Here is a 21,381-nt window from a genome sequence, read left to right on the forward strand (position 1 = left end):
GCTGCTCGGCGCGGAAGGAGGCACCGGACCGGGTGCGGTAGCCCGGCTTCGCCGCTTGACCGAAGGGGCGCCGGAACGGGGGCATCCGTTCCACCGCCGTCGAATCGACCCGCCGATCCGGGACACACCCGTGATCCGCACGCACCACCGCCCGGCCGCCACCGCGGTCCCGGGCACGCAACCGAACTGGGGAGTTCACCGTGACCGACACGCTGCCCGTCGCGGGCACGCACGGCCCGCCACTGTCCTATCCGGACACCACGGTCGCCGGACTGGTCCTGGCTCAGGCGCAGCGGACGCCGGACGCGCTCGCCGTGCGGCAGGGCGAGTGCCGGCTCACCTACGCCGAACTGCTCGCCGCCGCCGGGGGTGTCGCGGCTGCCCTGCGCGACCGCGGTGTCGGTCCCGGCACGCGGGTCGGCGTGTGCGGTCACCGGCGGCCCGCGCTCGTGGCCACCGTGCTCGGCGTCCTGCTCGCCGGTGGCTGCTACGTCCCGCTCGAGCCCGGCGGGCCCCGCGACCGGCTGGCCGGGATCGCCGCCGACGCCGGGGTTTCGCTGGTGATCGGTGACGCCGCCGTCGAGGAGTTCGGCGCCGCCGTGGGGATCGACGTCCCGCCGCCGGCCGCGCCGGGGCCGTGTCCGGCGTCGCCGGACGACATCGCCCACGTGCTCTACACCTCCGGGTCGACCGGCCGGCCGAAGGGCGTGCTGACCAGCCACCGCAACATCGTCGCGTTCGTCACCGGGTTCGCCGAGCGCCTCGGCGCCGGCCCCGGCAGCCGCGTGCTCGGCGTCTCCTCCCTGGCGTTCGACGCTTTCACGATGGACGTCTTCGTGCCGCTGGCCGTCGGCGGCTCGGTGCAGCTGGCCGGTGCCGCGGACCGGGCCGACCCCGAACGGCTGCGCCGGTTCGTCGTCGAGCACGACGTGAACTTCGGCTTCATCACCCCGGCCCTGCTGTCCCTTGTGGACCCCGCGGACGTGCCGGGCTGGCGGGTCGTGGCCTGTGGGGGCGAGCCGGTGCCCGCCGAGCTCGCCGCCCGCTGGCTGCCGGGCCGCCGGTTCTTCAACGTCTACGGCCCGACCGAGACCACCGTCGTCGTCCTCACCGGCGAGGTCACCGGCGTCCCGGCCGACCCGCTGCCGCTCGGCACGCCGACACCGAACCACCGCGCCCACGTCGTCGGCGACGACCTGCGGCCGGTCCCGCCCGGCGAGGTCGGCGAACTGCTCATCGGCGGGCCGGGGCTGGCCGAGGGGTACTTGGGCAGCCCCGGGCTGACCGCACGGAAGTTCGTCGACGACCCGTTCACCCCGGGGGAGCGGCTCTACCGCACCGGCGACCTGGCCCGGCTGCGCGCCGACGGCCGGCTCGAGTTCGCCGGCCGCGCCGACCGGCAGGTGAAGGTCCGCGGCCAGCGGATCGAGCTCGGCGAGGTCGAGACGGTCCTCGGCGCGCACCCGGGGATCGACGCCGTCGCGGTCGAGGCCGTGCCCGGCCCGGGTGGCACGCGGCTCGTCGCGTTCCTGACCCCGGCGTCCGCACCGTCCGATGAGGACATCCGCAGCCACGCCGGGGCCCGGCTCACCGAGGCGATGCGCCCGGCGGTCCTCCGGCGCCTGGACGCGCTGCCCGTCAACCCGGTCACCGGCAAGATCGACCGGCCGGCCCTGCGGGCGCTGGTCGAGGAGCAGCCCGAAGCGGACCTCGGGGACTCGCCGGTCGCCGCGGTGTGGCGCCAGGTCCTGGGACCGGGGGCCGGGCCCGACTTCCTGCTGGCCGGCGGGGATTCGATCACCGCGATGCGGCTGGTCGCGGCCTTGCGGAAAGACCTCGCCGCCGACGTCGCCGTCGAAGACGTCCTCATCGGACGGACCTTGGACGGGCTGACCCGGCGGGTCGCCGCGGCCGCGCCGCTGACCGGACCGGGTCTGACGACCGGGCACGCGCCCGCGTTGTCCCCACCGCAGCGGCGGCTGTGGTTCCTCGACCAGCTCGCTCCCGACGCGGCGCCGTACAACATCGCCATGGCGTTCCGGCTGTCCGGCCCGCTCGACATCGACGCGCTCCGCGCGGCATTGCGTGCGGTGGCCGAACGACACGACGTGCTGCGTTGGCGGATCCGGCCGGTCGACGGCGTCCCGGTCGCCGAGTGCCTGCCGCCGGGCGAGGTCGAGCTGCCGGTGGTCCCGGTGGCGGAGGCCGCCGTCCGGGACCGCCTGGCCGCCGACGCGGCGACACCGATCCGGCTCGACCTCGATCCGCCGTGGCGCGTCCGGCTCTACGCGGTGGGACCCCAGGACCACGTGCTCGGGTTCACGCTGCACCACGCCGTGTTCGACGGCTGGTCGCAGGACCTGCTCTGCGCCGACCTCGCCGCGGCCTACCGGGGTGCGGCGCTACCGCCGCTGCCGGCGTCCTATGCGGACTACGCGGTGTGGCGTGCCGACCGCGACCGCCGCCGGGAAGCCGTCGACCTCGCGTGGTGGAGCGAGCACCTCGCCGGGGCACCGTCCACTCTGGACCTCCCACGCGATCGGCCCCGGCCGGCCGTGCAGACCTATCGTGGCGCGACCCGCTTCCAGGCCTTCCCCGACGGTGTCGCGGAGGGCGTCGGAGAGCTGGCCACGCGCACCGGAACCACTCGCGCGGGTGTGGTCCTGGCCGCCTTCGGAGAACTGCTGCGCCGGCTCACCGGTGGCGACGACCACCTGGTCGCCACCGTCGTCGCCGACCGGCAGCTCGCCGAAACCCAGGACGTCGCCGGCTTCTTCGTCGACATCGTCCCGGTCCGGTTGCGCGGCGCCGACACGGACTTCACCACGCTCGTCCGGCAGGGCGGCGCGGAACTGCTGGCCGCCACCGCCCACCCGGCCGCCCCGCTCGACCGGCTCGTCGACGCGCTCGGCGTCACCCGCGACCCCGCGCGGGCGCCGCTGGTGCAGGTGATGGTCAACGTCCTCAACTTCACCGAACCGCGGCTCGGCCTGCCGGAGGTGACCAGCACCTGGCGGCCGGTCGAGAAGCCCGGCTCGCCGTTCGACCTGACCGTGTACGTCCTCGAACGCGGCGTGGAGCTGCTCTACAACCCGGACCTGTTCGACGCGGCACGGATGTCCGCGCTGGCGGAGGACTTCACGACGCTCCTCGCCGCGCTGGTCGCCGAGCCGGCCGGACCCGCCGGAAGCCGGGTGCCCGAGGTGCCACGGCCGTCGGTCCGGGCATCCGCGCCAGGCGCGTCGGCCCGAGAGCGGCCCGTGCCCCAGGTCGCCGTGGACCCGGCAGCCCTGGCGGTGACCGAGGCGCTGATCGCGGCGGTGTGGCGGGAGGTGCTCGGGCTCGACGCGGTGCGCGTGACCGACAACTTCTTCGACGTCGGCGGGCATTCGCTCGCCCTGGCCAAGGTCCACGCCGAGGTGACCACCCGGCTCGGCCGCCGGATCCCGATGGTGGACCTGTTCAGCCACCCCACCGTCCGGGCCCTCGCCACCCACCTGCACGCGGGCGCCGCTCCCCACCCGGAGCTCGCCCGCGCCGCCGAGCGGGTCGCCGCCCGCCGGGGGCGCACCCCGTCCAGAAGACCCCGCCGCAGCGCCGGCACGACCGGCCACGAACAGGAGCGACCGCTGTGACCCACGAACCCGAACCCGGCGCCGAGCCGATCGCCATCGTCGGGATGGCCGCCCGCGTCCCGGGCGCGAGCGACCTCCGGCAGTTCTGGCGCAACCTCGTCGACGGCGTCGAGTCCATCAAGCCGGCCACCCGCGAGGAGCTGCTGGCCCGCGGGGCCGAACCGGCCACTTTGGACGATCCCAGCTGGGTCAACGCGACCACGGTGGTCGACGGCTTCGACGAGTTCGACGCCGAGCTGTTCGGCATGACCAGCCGCGAAGCCGAGATCACCGACCCGCAGCACCGGGTGTTCCTCGAGGCGTGCCACCAGGCGCTGACCGACGGCGGCTACGACCCCGCCCGCTACGGCGGCGCGATCGGCGTCTACGGCGGCAGCGGACGCACCGGCTACCTGGTCGAAAACCTGCTGCGCAACGCGCGTGTGATGGCGTCGCAGCACGGCGGCATCGGGATGTCGACCGGCAACCAGCCCAGCTACCTGACGACGTCGGTGTCCTACAAGCTCAACCTGCGTGGGCCGAGCCTCACCCTGCACACGGCGTGCTCGACGTCGCTGGTCGCGATCCACCTGGCCTGCGAGGCGCTGCGCAACGGCGAATGCGACATGGCGCTGGCCGGCGGCGTGAACCTGGAGATGCCGCACGGCATCGGCTACATGGGCGTCGAGGGCTTCACCTCGCCGGACGGGCACGTGCGTGCGTTCGACGCGGGCGCCAACGGCACGGTGTGGAGCAGCGGTGTCGGCGTCGTGCTGGTCAAACGGCTCGCGCAGGCGCTGGCGGACGGCGACCACATCCGCGCGGTCGTGCTCGGCAACGCGATCAACAACGACGGCGCCACCAAGGTCGGGTTCTCCGCGCCGAGCGTCGCCGGGCAGACCGAGGCGATCGCGCAGGCCGTCGGCATGGCCGGGGTCGACCCGCGCACCATCGGGTACGTCGAGGCGCACGGCACCGGCACCGCGCTCGGCGACCCGATCGAGATCACCTCACTGTCCACTGTGTACGGCCACGGCGTGCCCGAGACCGGCTGGTGCGCGATCGGCTCGGTGAAGTCGAACATCGGCCACCTGTCCCAGGCCGCGGGTGTGGTCGCGTTGATCAAGACCGTGCTGGCGATGGAGCACGGGCTCATCCCGCCGACCATCAACTACGCCGAACCCAACCCGGGCATCGACTTCCCGAACAGCCCGTTCCACCCGGCGACGACGGTGACGAAGTGGGAGGCCGCGGCCACCCCGCGCCGCGCGGGGGTCAGCTCGTTCGGTGTCGGCGGCACCAACGCCCACGTCGTGCTGGAGGAGGCGCCGGCCCCGCACCGGACGCGGCAGCCGCGTCCGGCGCACCTGCTGCGCGTCTCGGCGAAGAGCGCGGACGCGCTGTCCGTCGCGGTCGACCGGCTCGCCGACCGGCTGGCCGGGGACGTCGACCTCGACCTGGCCGACGTCGCGCACACCCTCGCGGCCGGGCGCACGGAGTACCAGCACCGCGCGGCGGTCGTCGTCCGGGATGCGGAAGACGCGGTCGACGGTCTGCGTGACGCTCGCCGCCTGCTCACGGCGCAGGCCGACGAGCTCAAGGTGGCGTTCCTGTTCTCCGGACAGGGTTCGCAGTACGCCGGGATGGGCGCGGAGCTCTACCGCAGTGAACCGGTGTTCGCCGCGGCCGTCGACGAGTGCTGCGCACTCGCCGGCGTCGAGGGCCTCAAGGAGCTGATCTTCGACCGCGGTGGCGACGCGAAACTGCGCGAGACCCGCTTCACCCAGCCCGCGCTGTTCGTCGTCGAGTACGCGCTGGCCATGCTGTGGCGCAGCTGGGGGGTGCGGCCGGGCGCGATGCTCGGCCACTCGGTCGGGGAGTACGTCGCCGCGACGGTGGCCGGGGTGTTCACCCTGGCCGACGCGCTGCGGCTGGTCGTCCGGCGGGGTGAGCTGATGCAGTCGGTGCCCGCCGGCGCGATGCTCGCGGTCCAGCTCGACGAGGAGTCCGTCACCCGGCGGCTGCCCGAGGGACTCTCGATCGCCGGGGTCAACGGGCCGGGGACGTGCGTCGTCGCCGGACCGTCCGATGTGGTGGCGGACTTCGCGGCGTTGCTGAAGGCCAGCGACGTCCAGTGCCGGGAACTCGTGACCTCGCACGCGTTCCACTCGCCGATGATGGACCCGATCCTGGCCGGGTTCACCGAGGCCGTCGCCGCGGTGCCGCGTTCGGCGCCGAAGCTGCCGTTCCTGTCCGACCTGACCGGCGAGTGGATCACCGACGCGCAGGCCACCGACCCGGCGTACTGGGCCGCGCACCTGCGCCAGGCCGTGCGGTTCGGCGACTGCGTGCGGACCCTGTTCGCCGGTGGTGACCGCTGGGCGCTCGTCGAGTGCGGGCCGGGCCACCAGCTGGCCGGGCTGGCCCGCGGCCAGGTGCCGAAGGGCTCACCCGCGCCGCAGCCGAGCCTGCCGGGTCGCACCGAGCGCGACGGTGACGTCGAAACGCTCTTCGCGGCCGCCGGTCTGCTGTGGACACACGGCGTGTCCGTCGACTTCATGACGTCCGGGCACCGCGTGCCGCTGCCGGGTTACCCCTACGCCCGCAAGCGGTACTGGATCGACCCCGATCCGGCGGGCACGGTGACCGAGCCGGCGCGGCCGAGCGGGCCGCTGCCCCTCGACGAATGGTTCGCGGTGCCGTCGTGGCGCCAGGCCGGGCCCGAGCTGAGCCGGGAGCCGTTCGCCACGTGCCTCGCCTTCGTCGACGACGACGTCGTGGCGGGCCTGCTGCGCGACGCCGGCGTGGCCGTCACCGAAGTGCGGCCCGGACCCGCGTTCGCCGTCACCGCGACGGGGTTCACCCTCCGGCCCGGGGCACGCGAGGACTACGACGAGCTGGTCGCCGCCCTCGGGGAACGGCCGGAGCGGGTCGTCCACGCCTGGGCGCTCGGCGGGACCGAGACCGGGATGGCCGCCCAGGACCGCGGCTTCTTCAGCGTGCTCAACCTGGTCCAGGCCTGGGGCGAACCGGTGCGGATCGACGTGCTGAGCACCGGCACCGCCGACGTCACCGGCACCGACCTGACCCGGCCCGAGCACGCGACCCTCGCGGGCATCGCGCGGGTCGTCCCCCTCGAAGTCCCGGGCACGGTCGTGCGCTGGATCGACGTCGAAGCGGTGACCGAAGAAATCGTCGCCGAGCTGTTCGGCCCGGGCGAGGCCGAGGTGGCGCTGAGACGCGGCCGCCGCTGGGTCCTCGACCACACCCAGCTGAGCGTGCCGGAAGCGGCGTCGCCGGTGCTGCGCGAAGGCGGCCGGTACCTCATCACCGGGGGCACCGGTGGCATCGGCATCACCCTCGCCGAGGACTTCGCGCTCCGCGTGCGGGCCAAGCTCCTCCTGCTGACCCGCTCCGGCCTGCCGCCCCGCGAGGAATGGGACGGCTACGCCGGCGACGACCGGGTGGGCCGCGCGATCCGCGCGATCCGGCGGATGGAGGCGGCCGGCGCGGTGGTGCACGTGCTCGCCGCCGACGTCACCGACCCCGCCCGGCTGCGGGAGGTCCGGGAGCTGGCCGAGCGCGAGTTCGGCGGCCTCGACGGGATCGTGCACGCCGCCGGGCTGCCCGGCGGCGGGGTCGCCGAGGTCAAGGAGCGGGCGGCCGCCGAAGCCGTGCTCGCGCCGAAGATCGGCGGCACCCTGGCGCTGGCCGAGGCTTTCGCCGACCTGCCGATGGACTTCGTCGCGCTGTGCTCGTCGGTCACCGCGGTCTCCGGCGACTTCGGGCAGGTCGACTACTGCGCGGCCAACAACTTCCTCGACGCCTACGCCCGCGGTGACCACGGCTGGCAGGCGCGAGTCGTCTCGCACAACTGGGGTGGCTGGGACGAGGTCGGCATGGCCGCCGAGGTGGCGGCGCCGTCGGCGATCCGGTCCACGCGCACGCAGGTGGACGGGCCGGTCACGCACCCGGTGTTGACCACCCGCACCGCCGGTGACGTCCACGGCCTGGTCTCGGCCGCCGGGCACTGGCTGCTCGACGAGCACCGGATCGCCGGCGTCCCGGTCGTGCCGGGCACCGGTCACCTGGAGACCGTGCGGGCCGCGGTCGAAGCGGCGCTGCCGAAGCCCGGCGACGGCCACGTCGTCGAGCTGCGGGACGTCGCGTTCCTGGAGCCGTTCTCGGTGCCCGAAGGCACGGTCGCCGAGTACCGCGTCGGCTTCGACGGCGACGGCTTCGCGGTGACGAGCCGCGCGGCCGGGGTGACCAAGGTGCACGTCCGAGGCAGCGCGGGCTGGGTCCCGGCGCCGACGACGTCCACAGTGGACCTCGACGCGGTCCGGGACCGCACGAGCGTGCTCGACGACGGCAACGCCTTCGGCACCGGCCGGACCAGCATGGTCACCTTCGGACCGCGCTGGGCGGCGTTGCGCACCCACCACGTCGGCACGCACGAGGAGCTGGCGTCGCTCGTCGCGCCGGTCTTCGACCCCGGCTGGGGGCTGCACCCGGCGCTGCTCGACGTCGCGACGGCGTTCGGCCGCGGCCGGGGGAGCGGCACCTACCTGCCGATGAGCTACGGCCGGGTGGTCGTGCACGACGCGCTCCCGGCGAGCTTCCACAGCCACCTCCGCTACCGCGACTCCGCGAGCGACCAGGTCATCGCCGCCGACCTGACGCTGTGCGCCGACGACGGCCGCGTGCTGGTCGAGATCGAGGACTTCGTGCTGCGCCAGGTCGACGAAGGCGCGGTCAGCGGCGGGCTCACCGCACCCGCGGCGAAGTCCACTGTGGACTCCGCCGGGATCCGGCCGGTCGACGGCGCCGAGGCGTTCCTGCGGGCCCTGACGCCCGGCCTGGGTGGCCAGGTGGTGATCAGCACCCGCCCGGTGCACGACCTGTTCGCCCGCCGGGTGACCGCCGAAGCACTGGAGGAGACCGAAGAGGTCGCCGAGGTGACCGCGCCGCAGGCGCAAGACGACTACGTCGCCCCGCGCACCGACCTGGAGGCGGAGATCGCCCGCCAGTGGGCCGAGGTGCTGGGCGTCGAACGCATCGGGATCCACGACGACTTCTTCGCCCTCGGCGGCAACTCCCTGGTCGCCATCCAGCTCATCGCCCAGGTCCGCAAGACCACCGGCGCCCGGCTGGCCATGAAGACGTTGTTCGAATCCTCCACGGTGGCCGCGCTGGTCGAGCGGATCGAGGAGCTGCGGACGGCGGCACTTTCACGTGAAAGTGCCGCTTCCGCCGCGGAAGAGCCCGCCGCCACCACCATTCCCAAGCTCGAGCGCTGAAGCAGGAGATCATGACCGACACGAAGGAATGGACCTTCCCGGCGTCGTTCGGGCAGGAGCGGATCTGGCTGTCCAACCAGCTCGACCCCGCGTCCCCGGTGTACAACCTGCCCTGCCAGGTGCGGCAGGACCTGCCGCTGACCGACGGGCAGTGGCGGGCCGCGCTCGGCGTCATCGTCGGCCGCCACGAAGCCCTGCGCACGGCCTTCCGCATGGACGGCGGCGAGCTCGTCCAGGTGGTGCACGCCGACGTCCCGATCGACCTCGAAGTGCACGACCTGCGAGGCGACGACGACCGCGAGGCCCGGGCGGCCGAGCTGGCCCAGGCGATCGCCCGCCGGCCGATCTCCCTCGACACCGCGCCGCCGTGGCGGGCCCAGCTGTGCCGGCTGGGCGACGCCGACTGCGTGCTCACGTTCGTCGTGCACCACACCGTGTTCGACGCCGGATCCGTCGTGGTGCTGGCGAACGAGCTGAACGAGGCCTGCAACGCGGTCGCCGAAGGCCGGCTGCCGGAACTGCCCGAGCTGGCCATCCAGTACCCGGACTACTCGGCCTGGCAGCGTGGCCAGCTGCCGCTCGTGCGCGCCCAGCTCGGCTACTGGCGCGACCGGCTCGCCGGGCTGCCGCCGGTGCACAGCCTGCCCACCGACCGGCCGCGGCCGGCGGAGTTCGGCTTCGCCGGCGACCAGGTCGACTTCACCCTGCCCGACGGGCTCCTGGACCGGGTCGGCGAAGCCGGGCGCGGGCTCTCGGCGTCGTCGTTCATGGTGCTGCTGGCCGGGTACACGGCCCTGCTTTCGCGGCTGTCCGGTGCGGCCGACGTCGTCGTCGGCGTGCCGGTCGCCGGGCGCGACCTGCCGGAGCTGGCGCCGCTGATCGGGATGTTCGTCAACCAGCTCGCGATCCGGGTCGACTGCGGCGGCGACCCGTCGTTCGCCGAGCTGGTGGGCCGGGTCCGGACCGCGGTGCTGGACGCGATCGAGCACGGCCGGGTGCCCTTCCAGCTGGTCGCCGACGAGGTCCGCCCCGAGCGCGACCCGGGGGTGCAGGCGCTCTACCAGCTCGGCTTCAACTTCATCCCCGACTCGGGCATCGAGCCGGTCCGCTACGCCACGGCCAAGGACGACGTCGCGATCGACCTGACCGCGACCGGTGGCCGGCTGCTCTACCGCACCGACCTGTTCGACCGCGCCACGGCCGAGTCCATGGTGGACCGGTTCCTGCGGCTGCTCGCGGCCGGTGTCGAGGATTCTTCGGTCGCGGTCGCGGATCTGCCGCTGCTGTCCGACGCCGAGCGCGTGCAGGTGGAGTCTTGGAGCGGATCGTCCACTTCGGACTCGCCGCTGTTCGCCGAGCGGTTCGAAGACCAGGTGCGGGCGACACCCGACGCGGCCGCGGTCGACCTCGGCGGAGTCTCGCTGACCTACGCCGAGCTGAACGAGCGGGCCAACCGGGTCGCGCACCGCCTCGGCGGCGGTGGCGTGGTCGGCGTCTGCGCGCCGAACTCGGCCGACCTCGTCGTCGGCATCGTCGGCGCGCTCAAGAGCGGCGCGGCTTACGTCCCGCTCGACCCGGCCAACCCCGTCGCGCGGCAGGCGCTCATCCTCGCCGACGCCGGGGCCCGGGTGGTGCTGACCGCGGGCGGGAGCACGCTCGACGCCGAAACCCTGGCCCTCGACGACCCCGCGGTCTGGGCCGGCTCGTCTTCGGACAACCCGGCGCACCCGGCGGCCGAGGAGATCGCCTACATCATCTACACCTCCGGCTCGACCGGGCGTCCCAAGGGCGTGCGGGTCGGGCAGCGGGCGCTCGCCACGTACCTGGGCTGGGCGACCGCGGCGTACCCGAGCCTGGGCGGCCGCGCGTTGCTGCACACGTCGGCGTCGTTCGACCTGACCGTCACGACCCTGCTCGGCCCGCTCACCGCCGGTGGGTCCATTGTTGACTCCGGACGGCCGGACTTCGTCAAGGCGACGCCGACGCACCTCGCCGTGCTGCCGGCGGAGTCGTACCCGGCCGGGGACCTGGTGCTCGGCGGTGAGGCGCTGATGGGCGAGGCCGTGGCGCCCTTCGCCGGGATCGCCGTGACCAACGAGTACGGGCCGACCGAGGCGACCGTCGGCTGCGTCACGCACCGGGTCGACGGGCCGGTGTCCGGGCCGGTGCCGATCGGGCGGCCGGTCCCCGGCACGCGCGTCCACGTCCTCGACGACCGGCTCCGGCCGGTGCCGCCGGGGGTCGCCGGCCAGCTCTTCCTGGGTGGCGCGCAGCTCGCCGACGGCTACCTCGGCCTGCCCGAGCTGACCGCCGAGCGGTTCCCCCAAGGCCCGGGTGGTCGGCTGTACGCCACCGGCGACCTCGCACGCTGGCGCCGCGACGGCACCCTGGAGTACCTCGGCCGGGCCGACGACCAGGTCAAGCTGCGTGGCTACCGGATCGAGCCGGCTGAGATCGAGGTCGCGCTGCGGGAGCTGCCGGAGATCCGGGACGCCGCGGTGGCGGTCCGGGAAGGCACGCTCGTCGGGTACGTCGTCGGCACCGCGGACGGCGCGGCCGACGCGCTGCGGACCACCCTGCCGGAGTACCTGGTGCCGACGGTGTTCGTCACCCTCGAGGCCCTGCCGGTGGCGGCGAGCGGCAAGCTCGACCGGGCCGCGCTGCCCGATCCGCAGCTCGGTGGGGCGGCGGAGTACGTGGCCCCGGGCACCGCGGCCGAGGAGCTGGTCGCCGAGGTGCTCGGCGAGCTCCTGGGCATCGAGAAGCTCGGCGTGCACGACGACTTCTTCGCCCACGGCGGCAACTCGCTGCTGGCCATCCGGGCGATGGCCCGGATCCGCAAGCAGGTCGGCGTCGACCTGCCGGTGCGGGGGCTCTTCTCGTTCACCACGGTGGCCGGGCTCGCCGCCGAGGTCGAGCGGCGGCTGGAAGAAGACCTCGACCAGCTCAGCGACGAAGAGGTCCGGGCCCAGCTGGCCGAAGGTGAGCAGGCGTGACGACCATCGACGAAACCAGCAGCGCGGCCGCGCGCCGCGCGTTGCTGGAACGGCGGCTGCGGCGGCGCGCCGAGCCGGCCGCGACCATCACCCGGCGCCCGGACGGCGACCCCGTCCCGCTGTCCTACCAGCAGGAACGCGTCTGGTTCATGGAGCAGTTCGCGCCGGGCACCACGTCCTACAACATCCCGGTGCCGATCCGCCTCACCGGCCGGCTCGACGTCGCCGTGCTGCAGTCCGCTTTGGACGCGCTCCCGGCGCGGCACGAGGCCCTGCGGATGCGGTTCCCGGCGGGGGAGGACGGGCAACCCTCCGTCCACATCGAATCCGCGGTCACGGTGCCGCTGTCCCTTGTGGACGCCGGCTCCGAAGAGGTGGCTCGGACGATGGTCGACGCGGCCGCGGCCGAGCCGTTCGACCTGGCGGAAGGGCCGCTGCTGCGGGCCACGCTCGTGCGGATCACCGACACCGAGCACCTCCTGGCGGTGTGCACGCACCACATCGTCGGCGACGGCTGGTCGGTGGACCTGCTGCTGCGCGACCTCGCCGCGCACTACCACAGCACGGCCACCGCGCTCCCGGCGTTGCCGATCGGCTACGGCGACTTCGCGCACTGGCAGCGCCGGACGCTGACCGGCGCCGAACTCGACCGCCAGCTCGACCACTGGCAGGCGACGCTGCGCGGGGTCGAGCCCCTGGAGCTGCCGGCCGACCACGCGCGCCCGGCGACCCAGACGTTCGAGGGTGCGATCCACGAGTTCTTCGTCGAGAAGGACCTGGCCCAGTCGCTCGGCGAGCTGAGCCGCGAACACGGCGTCACGCTCTTCATGACGCTGCTCGCCGCCTACCAGGTCCTGCTGGCCCGGTACTCCGGGCAGGAGGACTTCGCCGTCGGGTCGTCGTCGGCCGGGCGCGGGCTGCCCGAGCTGGAAGGCGTGGTCGGCATGTTCATCAACATGCTGCCGCTGCGCGCCCAGCTCGAGGGCGACCCGAGCTTCACCGAGCTGCTGGCGCGGACCCGGCGGCACGTGCTCGACGCGTTCGACCACGCCGACGTCCCGTTCGAACGCCTCGTCAACGCCCTGGGCGTGCCGCGGGACGTCAGCCGCTCGCCGGTGTTCCAGGCGATGTTCGTGCTGCAGAACTACGAGATGGGCCGGATGGGCGCGGCGGGCGAGTCCGCAGTGGACTTCCGCTGGCTGCCGATGGACCTGCCCTCGACCCGGTTCGACTTCGAGTTCCACGCCATCGAGGTCGCGTCCGGGCTGATCGGCAAGTTCGTGCACAACACCGCGTTGTTCGGCGCGGACACCGTCGCCGGGATGGCCGAACGCCTGGTCACGCTGTTGCGCTCGATCGTCGCCGACCCCGCGAAGCCGGTGTCCGAACTGGACCTGCTGGGCACCCAGCGGGACCTGGTGCTGAACCGCTGGAACGACACCGCGGGCGAGATCCCGGCGGGCACCCTGCACGCGCTCGTCGAGGCGCAGGTGGCGCGGACACCCGACGCGCCCGCGCTGACCTTCCGCGGCGAGTCACTGTCCTATCGGGACCTCGACGAGCGCGCCAACGGGCTGGCCCACCGTCTGCGCGAGCTGGGGGTCCGGCCGGGCACACTGGTCGGCGTCTTCGCGAACCGGTCGTTCGAGCTGGTCGTCGGCCTGCTCGGGGTCCTCAAGGCCGGGGGCGCGTACGTGCCGCTCGACCCGGAGTACCCGGCGGACCGCCTGGCCTTCATGCTCGACGACGCGGCCGCGCCGGTGGTCCTCACCCAGGCCGCCCTGCGCGACAGCCTCCCGGCGAGCGACGCGACCGTCGTCGTCCTCGACGACCTGACCGGCCCGGCCACGCCCGTCGAACCACTGTCCGATGCGGACGATCCCGCGTACGTCATCTACACCTCGGGCTCCACTGGGCGGCCGAAGGGCGTCCCGAACGGCCACCGCGGTATCGTCAACCGGCTCGACTGGATGCAACGCGCCTACGGCCTCGACAGTTCGGACTCGGTGCTGCAGAAGACGCCGGCGAGCTTCGACGTCTCGGTGTGGGAGTTCTTCTGGCCGCTCATGACCGGCGCGCGGCTGGTGCTCGCCGAACCCGGCGGCCACAAGGACGCCGCGTACCTGCGGGAACTCCTCGACTCCGAGGGAATCACGACCGCGCACTTCGTCCCGTCGATGCTGACGTTGTTCCTCGCGGAGCCGGGCATCGAGTCGGTGGCGGCGCTGCGCCGGGTGGTCTGCAGCGGCGAGGAGCTCCCGCTCGACACCGCCCGCGAGTTCGTCCGGCGGCTGCCGCACTGCGAGCTGCACAACCTCTACGGCCCGACCGAGGCCGCGATCGACGTCACCGCCTGGCACTGCACGCCCGAGGCGCTCGAAAACGTGGCCTCGGTGCCGATCGGCGCGCCGATCCGCAACCTCCGGATCTACATCCTGGACCAGCGCGGCAACCCGTGCCCGGTCGGCGTTCCCGGCGAGCTGCACATCGCCGGCGCCGGCCTGGCGCTCGGCTACCACAACCGGCCCGAGCTGACCGCCGAACGGTTCGTCCCCGATCCCTTCCACGACGGCCGGATGTACCGCACCGGCGACCTCGCGCACTGGCGGCCCGACGGCACGGTCGCCTTCCTCGGCCGCCTCGACCACCAGGTCAAGCTGCGTGGCCTGCGGATCGAGCTGGGCGAGATCGAGGCCCGGCTGCGGGAGCAACCCGGTGTGGCCGACGCCGTCGTGGTGGTCCGCGAGGACACGCCAGGGGACAAGCGCCTGGTCGGCTACGTCGTCGGCGACGCGGAAGGCCTGCGGAGCGCGTTGAAGGAGACGCTGCCGGACTACATGGTGCCGCCGTCGTTCGTGCCGCTCGACGAGCTGCCGCTCACCCCGAACGGCAAACTCGACCGCAAGGCGTTGCCCGCCCCGGTCGTGGCCCGCGACACGACCAAGGAGCTGGTCGAGCCGTCGGCACCGCTCGAAGTCCTGCTCGCCGGCATCTGGCGGGACGTGCTCAAGGTCGAGGAGCTGGGCGTCGACGACGACTTCTTCGACCTCGGCGGCCATTCGATGCTGGCCACGCAGGTGGTCGCGCGGATCGCGAAGGCCGGGCACCAGGCCGGCGTGATGGACCTGTTCCAGCACCGCACGATCCGCGAGCTGGCGGCGTTCCTCGACGGCGACCGCGACGACTCCGGCCACCTGCTCCACGAGCTGACCAAGCCGATCGCGAAGCCGACGTTGACCTACGTCTGCTTCCCGTACGGTGGCGGCAGCGCGATCGTCTACCAGCCCCTGGCGGACGCGCTGCCGGGCGGGTACTCGCTGTTCTCGGTGGCGATCCCGGGCCACGACGTCGGCCTGTCCGAGGAAGCCGTCCCGTTCGACGAGCTGGTCGAGCGCCTGGCGGACGAGGTCCTCGAGCGCATCGACGGCCCGCTGGCCATCTACGGCCACTGCGGGGTCGGCAACGCCCTCGCCGTCGGCGTCGCGCGCCGCCTGGAGGAACGCGGCCGCGCACTCGAGGTCGTCCACATCGGCGCGATCTTCCCGTTCGCGCGGATCAAGGGCGCCGTCGGCACGCTGCGGACGCGCCTGGAGAAGCTGCGCAGCAACCGGTACTACTCGAACTGGCTCAAGGGCATGGGCGTCGACACCGACGACCTCGACCCGGCCCAGGCCGACCGGATCATCAGCAACATGCGGGCCGACAGCCGGGCCGCCGAGGAGTACTTCAGCGGCCTGCTCGACGCCCGCGTCGCCAAGCTGCGCGCGCCGATCATCTCCGTCGTCGGCTCGGAAGACCCGGTCACCGACTACTACGCCGAGCGCTACCAGGAGTGGGAGTTCCTCACCGACCGCACCGCGCTCGTGGTGCTGGACCAGGCCGGGCACTTCTTCCTCCGCTACCGCGCCGACGAGCTCGCCGAGATCATCACGAAGGTGCACCCCGCGCTGGACGACCCCGGCGACCTCCACGTCGAGGCCCGGGGCGAGGACGCCGGCTGGGCGGTGCACGACACCCATCGCTCCACAGTGGACGAGAAGCCGGCCGTCGAGCCGAGCATGGGCCGGTTCGTCACGGTGACCGCCGGCCAGCTGATCTCCTCGACCGGCTCCGCGCTGACGTCGTTCGCGGTGCCGATCTGGCTGTACACGAAGACCGGCTCGGTCACCGACCTCGGCCTGCTCTGGGCGTTGGCGCTGCTGTGCGGGGTGCTGATCCTGCCGGTGGCGGGCGCCCTGGTCGACCGCGGGGACCGGCGCAAGATCATGATCGCGGCCAGCGCGATCGCCGGTGTCATCCAGCTCGCGCTGGCGTTGCTGCTGACCGCGGGGAATCTGCAGCTCTGGTTCCTCTACGTGCTGATCCCGCTCGGGTCGGTCGCCGGGTCGCTGCAACGGATCGCCTACCAGTCGTCGGTCGCGCAGCTCGTGCCGAAGCAGTACCTCGGCCACGCGATGGGGCTTGCCCAGCTGTCGAACGGCTTCGCCCAGCTGCTGATGCCGGTGATCGCGGCCGGGCTGCTGGCGGCGATCCAGCTCTCCGGGATCCTGGTCCTGGACATGGCGAGCTACGTCTTCGCGATCATCAGCCTGCTGTTCGTGCGGTTCCCCGACCTGCTGGGCTGGCGCCCGCGCGAGCCGCTGCTGACGGCGATCGCGGGTGGCCTGAAGTACTCGTGGAACCACCGCGGCTTCCGCACGATGCTGCTGTACTTCGCGCTGGCCAACGTCTTCCTGGCGCCCGCGCTGGTGCTCGTCTCGCCGCTGGTGCTCTCCTTCGGCACGGTCACCGACGTCGCCCAGGTCGCGCTGGCCGAGGCGGTCGGCGCCGTGGTGGGCGGCATCGGGATGGCCCTGTGGGGTGGCCCGCGCACCCGGCGGATGGTCGGGGTGCTGGCCGGCAACGTCGGCATCGCGCTCGGCAGCCTGGTGATGGGCCTGCGGCCGTCGTTGGTGGTGGTGGCCGCCGGGGTGTTCCTGCTGGCCGCCGCGATGGCGGTGTCGCAGGGCATCTACGCGACGATCGTGCAGGTCAAGGTGCCGCAGCGCTACCACGGCCGGGTGTTCGCGATCAACCAGACGATCACCTGGTCCACGCTGCCGATCGGGTTCGCGGTGCTGGCGCCGCTGGCCGTCGGCTGGTTCACCCCGCTGCTGCGGCCGGACGGCGCGCTGGCCGGCTCGGTCGGCGCGGTGCTGGGCACCGGCGAGGGCCGGGGTGTGGCGCTCGCCTACGTCGGCTACGCGCTGATCCTGCTGGTGATCAACGCCGGTGGCTTCGCGCTGCGGCTGCTGCGCCGGTTCGACACCGAGGTGCCGGACTCGCTGCCGGACGACCTCGTGGGCGCGCAGGTGCGGGAGCGCAAGCTCGCCGGGAAGGAGGCCGCGTGAGCGTCGTGGCGCTGATCAGGGAAGCTCGCGGGCACTGGGTCGGCGAGGTCGCCGCGGCGGTGCACGCGGCCGGGCACCGCGCGGTGCTGTTCGCGCCGCCGGTGGCCGCCGCCGAACGCGCGTCGCTGCTGACGGTGGTGGACGACGTGGTGGCGGTCGAGGACGTCTACGACGCTTCGGCGGTCGCGGCGAGGATCCGTGCGGAGCTCGGCAACCCCGCCGCCGTGCTGACCGGGTCCGACGGGGCGATCGCGAGCACCGCGCGGGTCGCCGAGCTGCTCGGTGTCGCCCGCTGCCCGGCGTCGGTGTTCGCCTTGTGCGCGAACAAGTTCGCCGTCCGGGAGGTCCTGGGCGGGACCGCGTTCGCGTTGATTTCCTCGGTTGGTGAAGCCGCGTCGGTGGCGGCGCGCGTCGGGTTCCCGGCCATCGTCAAGCCGGTCAACGGCGCCGGGAGCAACCTGGTCCGCACGGTGTCCTCCGTGGCGGAGCTGGCGGCCGCGTACGAGCTGCTTGCTACCCGGCTGCCCGAATCCGCGGACCCGCGGTACCACCGTCCACTGGGGACACTCGACCCGGCGAAGACGTTCCTCGTCGAAGGGTTCCTCGACGGGCCCGAGTACGCGGTGGACGTGCTGATCCGCGACGGCGTCGTCGAACCGGTCGAGATCCTCGACAAGCCGCTGATCGACGAGCGCAAGTTCGAGCTGGCGCTGTCCTGCCCGCCGGCCGGGCTCACCGCCGAGCGGGCCGCGCTGGTCGTCGCGGCGGTGTCCCGGGCGGTCGTCGCGCTGGGGCTGGACAACACGGTCGCGCACGTCGAGGTGATCGACGACGCCGAGCGCGGCCCGACGATCGTCGAGGTCAACGCGGGCCGGCCGGCCGGGTCGATCATGCCGCTGCTGGGCAAGCTGCGCACCGGCGTCGACGTCTTCGCCGAGCTGACGGCGCTGGCCCTCGGCGCGCCGCCGCCCGCGCGGGAACCGGCGAAGCTGCCGATCCCGCTGGGCATGCTGATCCTCTACGCGTCCGGTTCGGGCACGCTGACCGGGATCGGCGGGCTCGACGAGGTCGCCGCGCTGCCCGAGGTCGTCGACGTCGTCACGACGGTGTCACCCGGCCAGGTGCTCACCGACGAGCAGGAGACCTACGCGGTCAACCTCGTCGTCGCGGGGTTCGCCGACCACGACGACCTCGCCGCACTGCACGCCGAAGCGTCGAAGCTGATCCGCTTGGAGGTCTCGTGAAGACCGTGTTCGTCGTCCGCGAGACGAGCGGGCACTGGATCCACGACTTCGTCGCGGCCATCCGCGGCGAAGGGTTCCGGGTCGAGGTCGTCACCGAACCGCTCGACGACGCCGAGCTCGCGGCGGCGGTGGACGGGCTCGTCGTCGTGCCCGACGTCCGGGACCCGGCGGCGGTCGCCGAAGCGCTCCGGGACCGCGAACCCGCCGCGGTGCTGACCGCGGCCGAAGGGATCATCGCGAGCACCGCCCGGGTCGCCGAGCAGCTCGGCGTCGCCCGCTGCCCGGCCGATGTGTTCACCCTGACGCACAACAAGTTCGCCGTCCGGCAGGCCCTCGCCGAGGCGGGCCTGCCGGGACCGCGCGCCGCGTTGTTCGCGGACCCCGCCGAGGCCGGGAAGATCGCCGAAGAGGTCGGCCTGCCCGCCATCGTCAAGCCGGTGAACGGCGCGGCGAGCACCCTCGTACGTACGGTGTCCACAGTGGAGGAACTACGCGCGGCGTACGAACTTCTCGCCGCCCGGCTGCCGGAGAACGCGGACGCGCGCTACCACCGCGTGCTGCCGGACGGGCTCGACCCGCGGCGCGTGTTCCTCGTCGAGGGGTTCCTCGACGGCCCGGAGTACGCGGTCGACGTACTGGTCCGCGCCGGCGTCGCCGAGCCCGTCGCGGTCGTCGGCAAGCCGCTGATCGACGACCGGAAGTTCGAGCTCGCCATGGTCTGCCCGCCGTTCGGGCTGGCCGCGGAGCGAGCGGCGGCGATCAAGAAAGCGGCCACTGACGCCGTCCTGGCCCTGGGCCTCACCTCGACGTGCGCGCACGTCGAGGTGATCGACGACGCCGAGCGCGGGCCGGTGGTCGTCGAAGTCAACGCCGGGCGGCCCGCCGGGGGAGCGCAACCCGCGCTGCTCAAGCTGGCCACCGGCATCGACGTCACCGCCGAAGCCGTCTCGCTCGCGCTCGGCACGCCGCCGCCCGCGCGGGGCGCAGGATTGCCCGTGCCGGTCGGCTACCTCGTCCTCTACGCCGAGCGCGCCGGGCGGCTGGTGCGCGTCGAGGGCACCGACGAGGTCGCCGACCTGCCCGAGGTGCTCGAAGTCGTCACCATCGTCGCGCCGGGCCAGGTCCTGAGCGACGATCAGGAGATCTACGCGGTCAACGTCCTCGTCGCCGGGTTCGCCGACGTCGACGACCTGGCCGCGCTGCACACCGAAGCCACCAAGCTGGTCCGTTTCGAACTGGAGGAATCATGACCGCTGCGACATCCGGGGCGTCGCTGGGGCAGCTCGAAGGCAACGAGCACACGCGCGTCGCCGTCTACCCGGCCACCGACCTCGCGTGGGTCGAGGCGCACCTGCCGCAGCTCCAGGCGCAGCTGCGGGACCACGGCGCGATCCTGCTGCGCGGCCTGCCCGTCGACCTCGATCTGTTCAACCGGGTCACCGAGACGATCGGCGGCGCGCTGCTCACCTACACCGAGCGCTCCACCCCGCGCTCGGCGGTGGCGGGCAACATCTACACCTCGACGGAGTACCCGCCCGCCGAGTCGATCCCGATGCACAACGAGAACTCCTACTCGGCGAGCTGGCCGGCGCGGCTGTTCTTCCTGTGCGACACCGCCGCGGAAACCGGTGGCGCGACGCCGATCGCGGACAGCCGGGCCCTGTACCAGCTGCTGCCGGACGACCTGCGCGAGCGGTTCGCGGGCGGCGTCACCTACACGCGCGCGTTCCGCGAAGGGCTCGGCCTGACCTGGCAGGAAGCGTTCCAGACCGAGGACCGCGCGGTCGTCGAGGACTACTGCGCCCGCAACGGGCAGACGTTCGAATGGACCGAGGACGGCCTGCGCACCCGGCACCTCCGGCCGTCCTTTGTGGAAGAACCGCACACCGGCGACACCGTGTGGTTCAACCAGGCCAACCTGTTCCACGTCTCCAGCCTCGGCGAGGAGGTCAGCGAGGCGCTGCTCGAGCTGTACCCGGAGGCGGACCTGCCGCGCAACGCCTACTTCGCCGACGGCAGCCCGATCCCGGTCGCCGACCTCGAGCGGATCCGTGAGGTCTACGACGAGGTGAGCTACGCGTTCCCGTGGCAGGCCGGTGACATCATGGTGATCAACAACATGCTGATGGCGCACGGCCGCGAGCCGTTCACCGGCAAGCGGCGCATCCTCGTGGCGATGACGTGACGGTGGTCGTGCTGCTCGCCCACCCGCGGCCGGGCAGCTTCAACCACGCACTGGCCGCCCGGGTGGTCGAAACACTGGAGCGCGCCGGGGCGCCGGTGCGGTTCCACGACTTGTACGCCGAAGGCTTCGACCCGGTGCTGACCGCGGAAGAGGCCTACACCAGCGGCACCCGGGCGGAGGCGTTCCTGGCCGCCGAACCGGATCCGCTGGTGCGCCGGCACCGCGAGGAACTGGGTGAGGCGACCGGGCTCGTCGCGATTCACCCGAACTGGTGGGGCAAGCCGCCGGCGATCCTCAGCGGCTGGCTCGACCGGATCCTCGTCCCCGGCGTCGCCTACCGCCTCGACGACGCCGGCGGCGCGCCGGAGTCGCTGCTGTCGCTGCGGCGGCTGCTGGTCGTCAACACCTCCGACACGACCGAGGAACGCGAGCGGACCCTGTTCGGCGACCCGCTCGACGCGATCTGGCGGCGCTGCCTGGCGCCCTACCTCGGCGAGCCGGCGGTGGAGCGGGTCGTGTTCCGGGTGGTCGCCGACGCGTCCGAAAAACGTCGTGCCGAGTGGCTCGACGACGTCGAAGCGGTGGTCCGGCGGTCACTGACCAGTTCCGGACAGTGCTCTTGAGCGGATTTTCCGCCGCGTGTCATCCTCGG

At 73.3% G+C, this 21,381-nt stretch carries 8 protein-coding genes; all 8 read left to right on the forward strand.

Going from position 1 to position 21,381, the window contains the following annotated elements:
• Positions 1-200 precede the first annotated feature (200 nt).
• Genes M8542_RS04150 through M8542_RS04185 form a run of 8 tightly spaced genes read left to right on the forward strand, consistent with a single transcriptional unit; the run spans position 201 to position 21,352 of the window.
• On the forward strand, positions 201-3,635 hold the full coding sequence (locus M8542_RS04150) for a non-ribosomal peptide synthetase (RefSeq protein ID WP_257918646.1): 3,435 nt from the start codon (positions 201-203) through the stop codon (positions 3,633-3,635).
• A complete protein-coding gene (locus M8542_RS04155) occupies positions 3,632-8,914 on the forward strand; it encodes a type I polyketide synthase (protein ID WP_257918647.1) in 5,283 nt (1,760 codons plus the stop codon). Before M8542_RS04150 ends, M8542_RS04155 begins: the two co-directional genes overlap by 4 nt.
• An 11-nt stretch (positions 8,915-8,925) precedes the next feature.
• Complete coding sequence (locus M8542_RS04160) at positions 8,926-11,910, forward strand: non-ribosomal peptide synthetase (RefSeq protein ID WP_257918648.1); 2,985 nt, start codon at positions 8,926-8,928, stop codon at positions 11,908-11,910.
• Positions 11,907-17,300, forward strand: a complete 5,394-nt coding sequence (locus M8542_RS04165) for a non-ribosomal peptide synthetase/MFS transporter (RefSeq protein WP_257918649.1) — start codon at positions 11,907-11,909, stop codon at positions 17,298-17,300. The genes M8542_RS04160 and M8542_RS04165 overlap by 4 nt, the downstream gene beginning before the upstream one ends.
• Entirely contained in the window at positions 17,297-18,544 is a 1,248-nt protein-coding gene (locus tag M8542_RS04170; RefSeq protein ID WP_257918650.1) for an ATP-grasp domain-containing protein, read from the forward strand. The genes M8542_RS04165 and M8542_RS04170 overlap by 4 nt, the downstream gene beginning before the upstream one ends.
• Positions 18,541-19,794: an ATP-grasp domain-containing protein gene (locus tag M8542_RS04175; protein ID WP_257918651.1), complete on the forward strand. Its 1,254-nt coding sequence runs from the start codon at positions 18,541-18,543 to the stop codon at positions 19,792-19,794. The genes M8542_RS04170 and M8542_RS04175 overlap by 4 nt, the downstream gene beginning before the upstream one ends.
• Positions 19,791-20,729: a TauD/TfdA family dioxygenase gene (locus M8542_RS04180; RefSeq protein ID WP_257918652.1), complete on the forward strand. Its 939-nt coding sequence runs from the start codon at positions 19,791-19,793 to the stop codon at positions 20,727-20,729. Before M8542_RS04175 ends, M8542_RS04180 begins: the two co-directional genes overlap by 4 nt.
• Entirely contained in the window at positions 20,726-21,352 is a 627-nt protein-coding gene (locus M8542_RS04185) for an NAD(P)H-dependent oxidoreductase (RefSeq protein ID WP_257918653.1), read from the forward strand. The genes M8542_RS04180 and M8542_RS04185 overlap by 4 nt, the downstream gene beginning before the upstream one ends.
• Positions 21,353-21,381: the final 29 nt, after the last annotated feature.

It is taken from the genome of Amycolatopsis iheyensis, from assembly GCF_024703995.1.
In the GTDB taxonomy this organism is placed as follows: domain Bacteria; phylum Actinomycetota; class Actinomycetes; order Mycobacteriales; family Pseudonocardiaceae; genus Amycolatopsis; species Amycolatopsis iheyensis.

Excerpts from the sequence above, each read along its gene's own strand:
- M8542_RS04160 (WP_257918648.1), top strand. The coding sequence starts at position 8,926 with ATGACCGACACGAAGGAATGGACCTTCCCGGCGTCGTTCGGGCAGGAG.
- M8542_RS04180 (WP_257918652.1), top strand. The coding sequence starts at position 19,791 with ATGACCGCTGCGACATCCGGGGCGTCGCTGGGGCAGCTCGAAGGCAAC.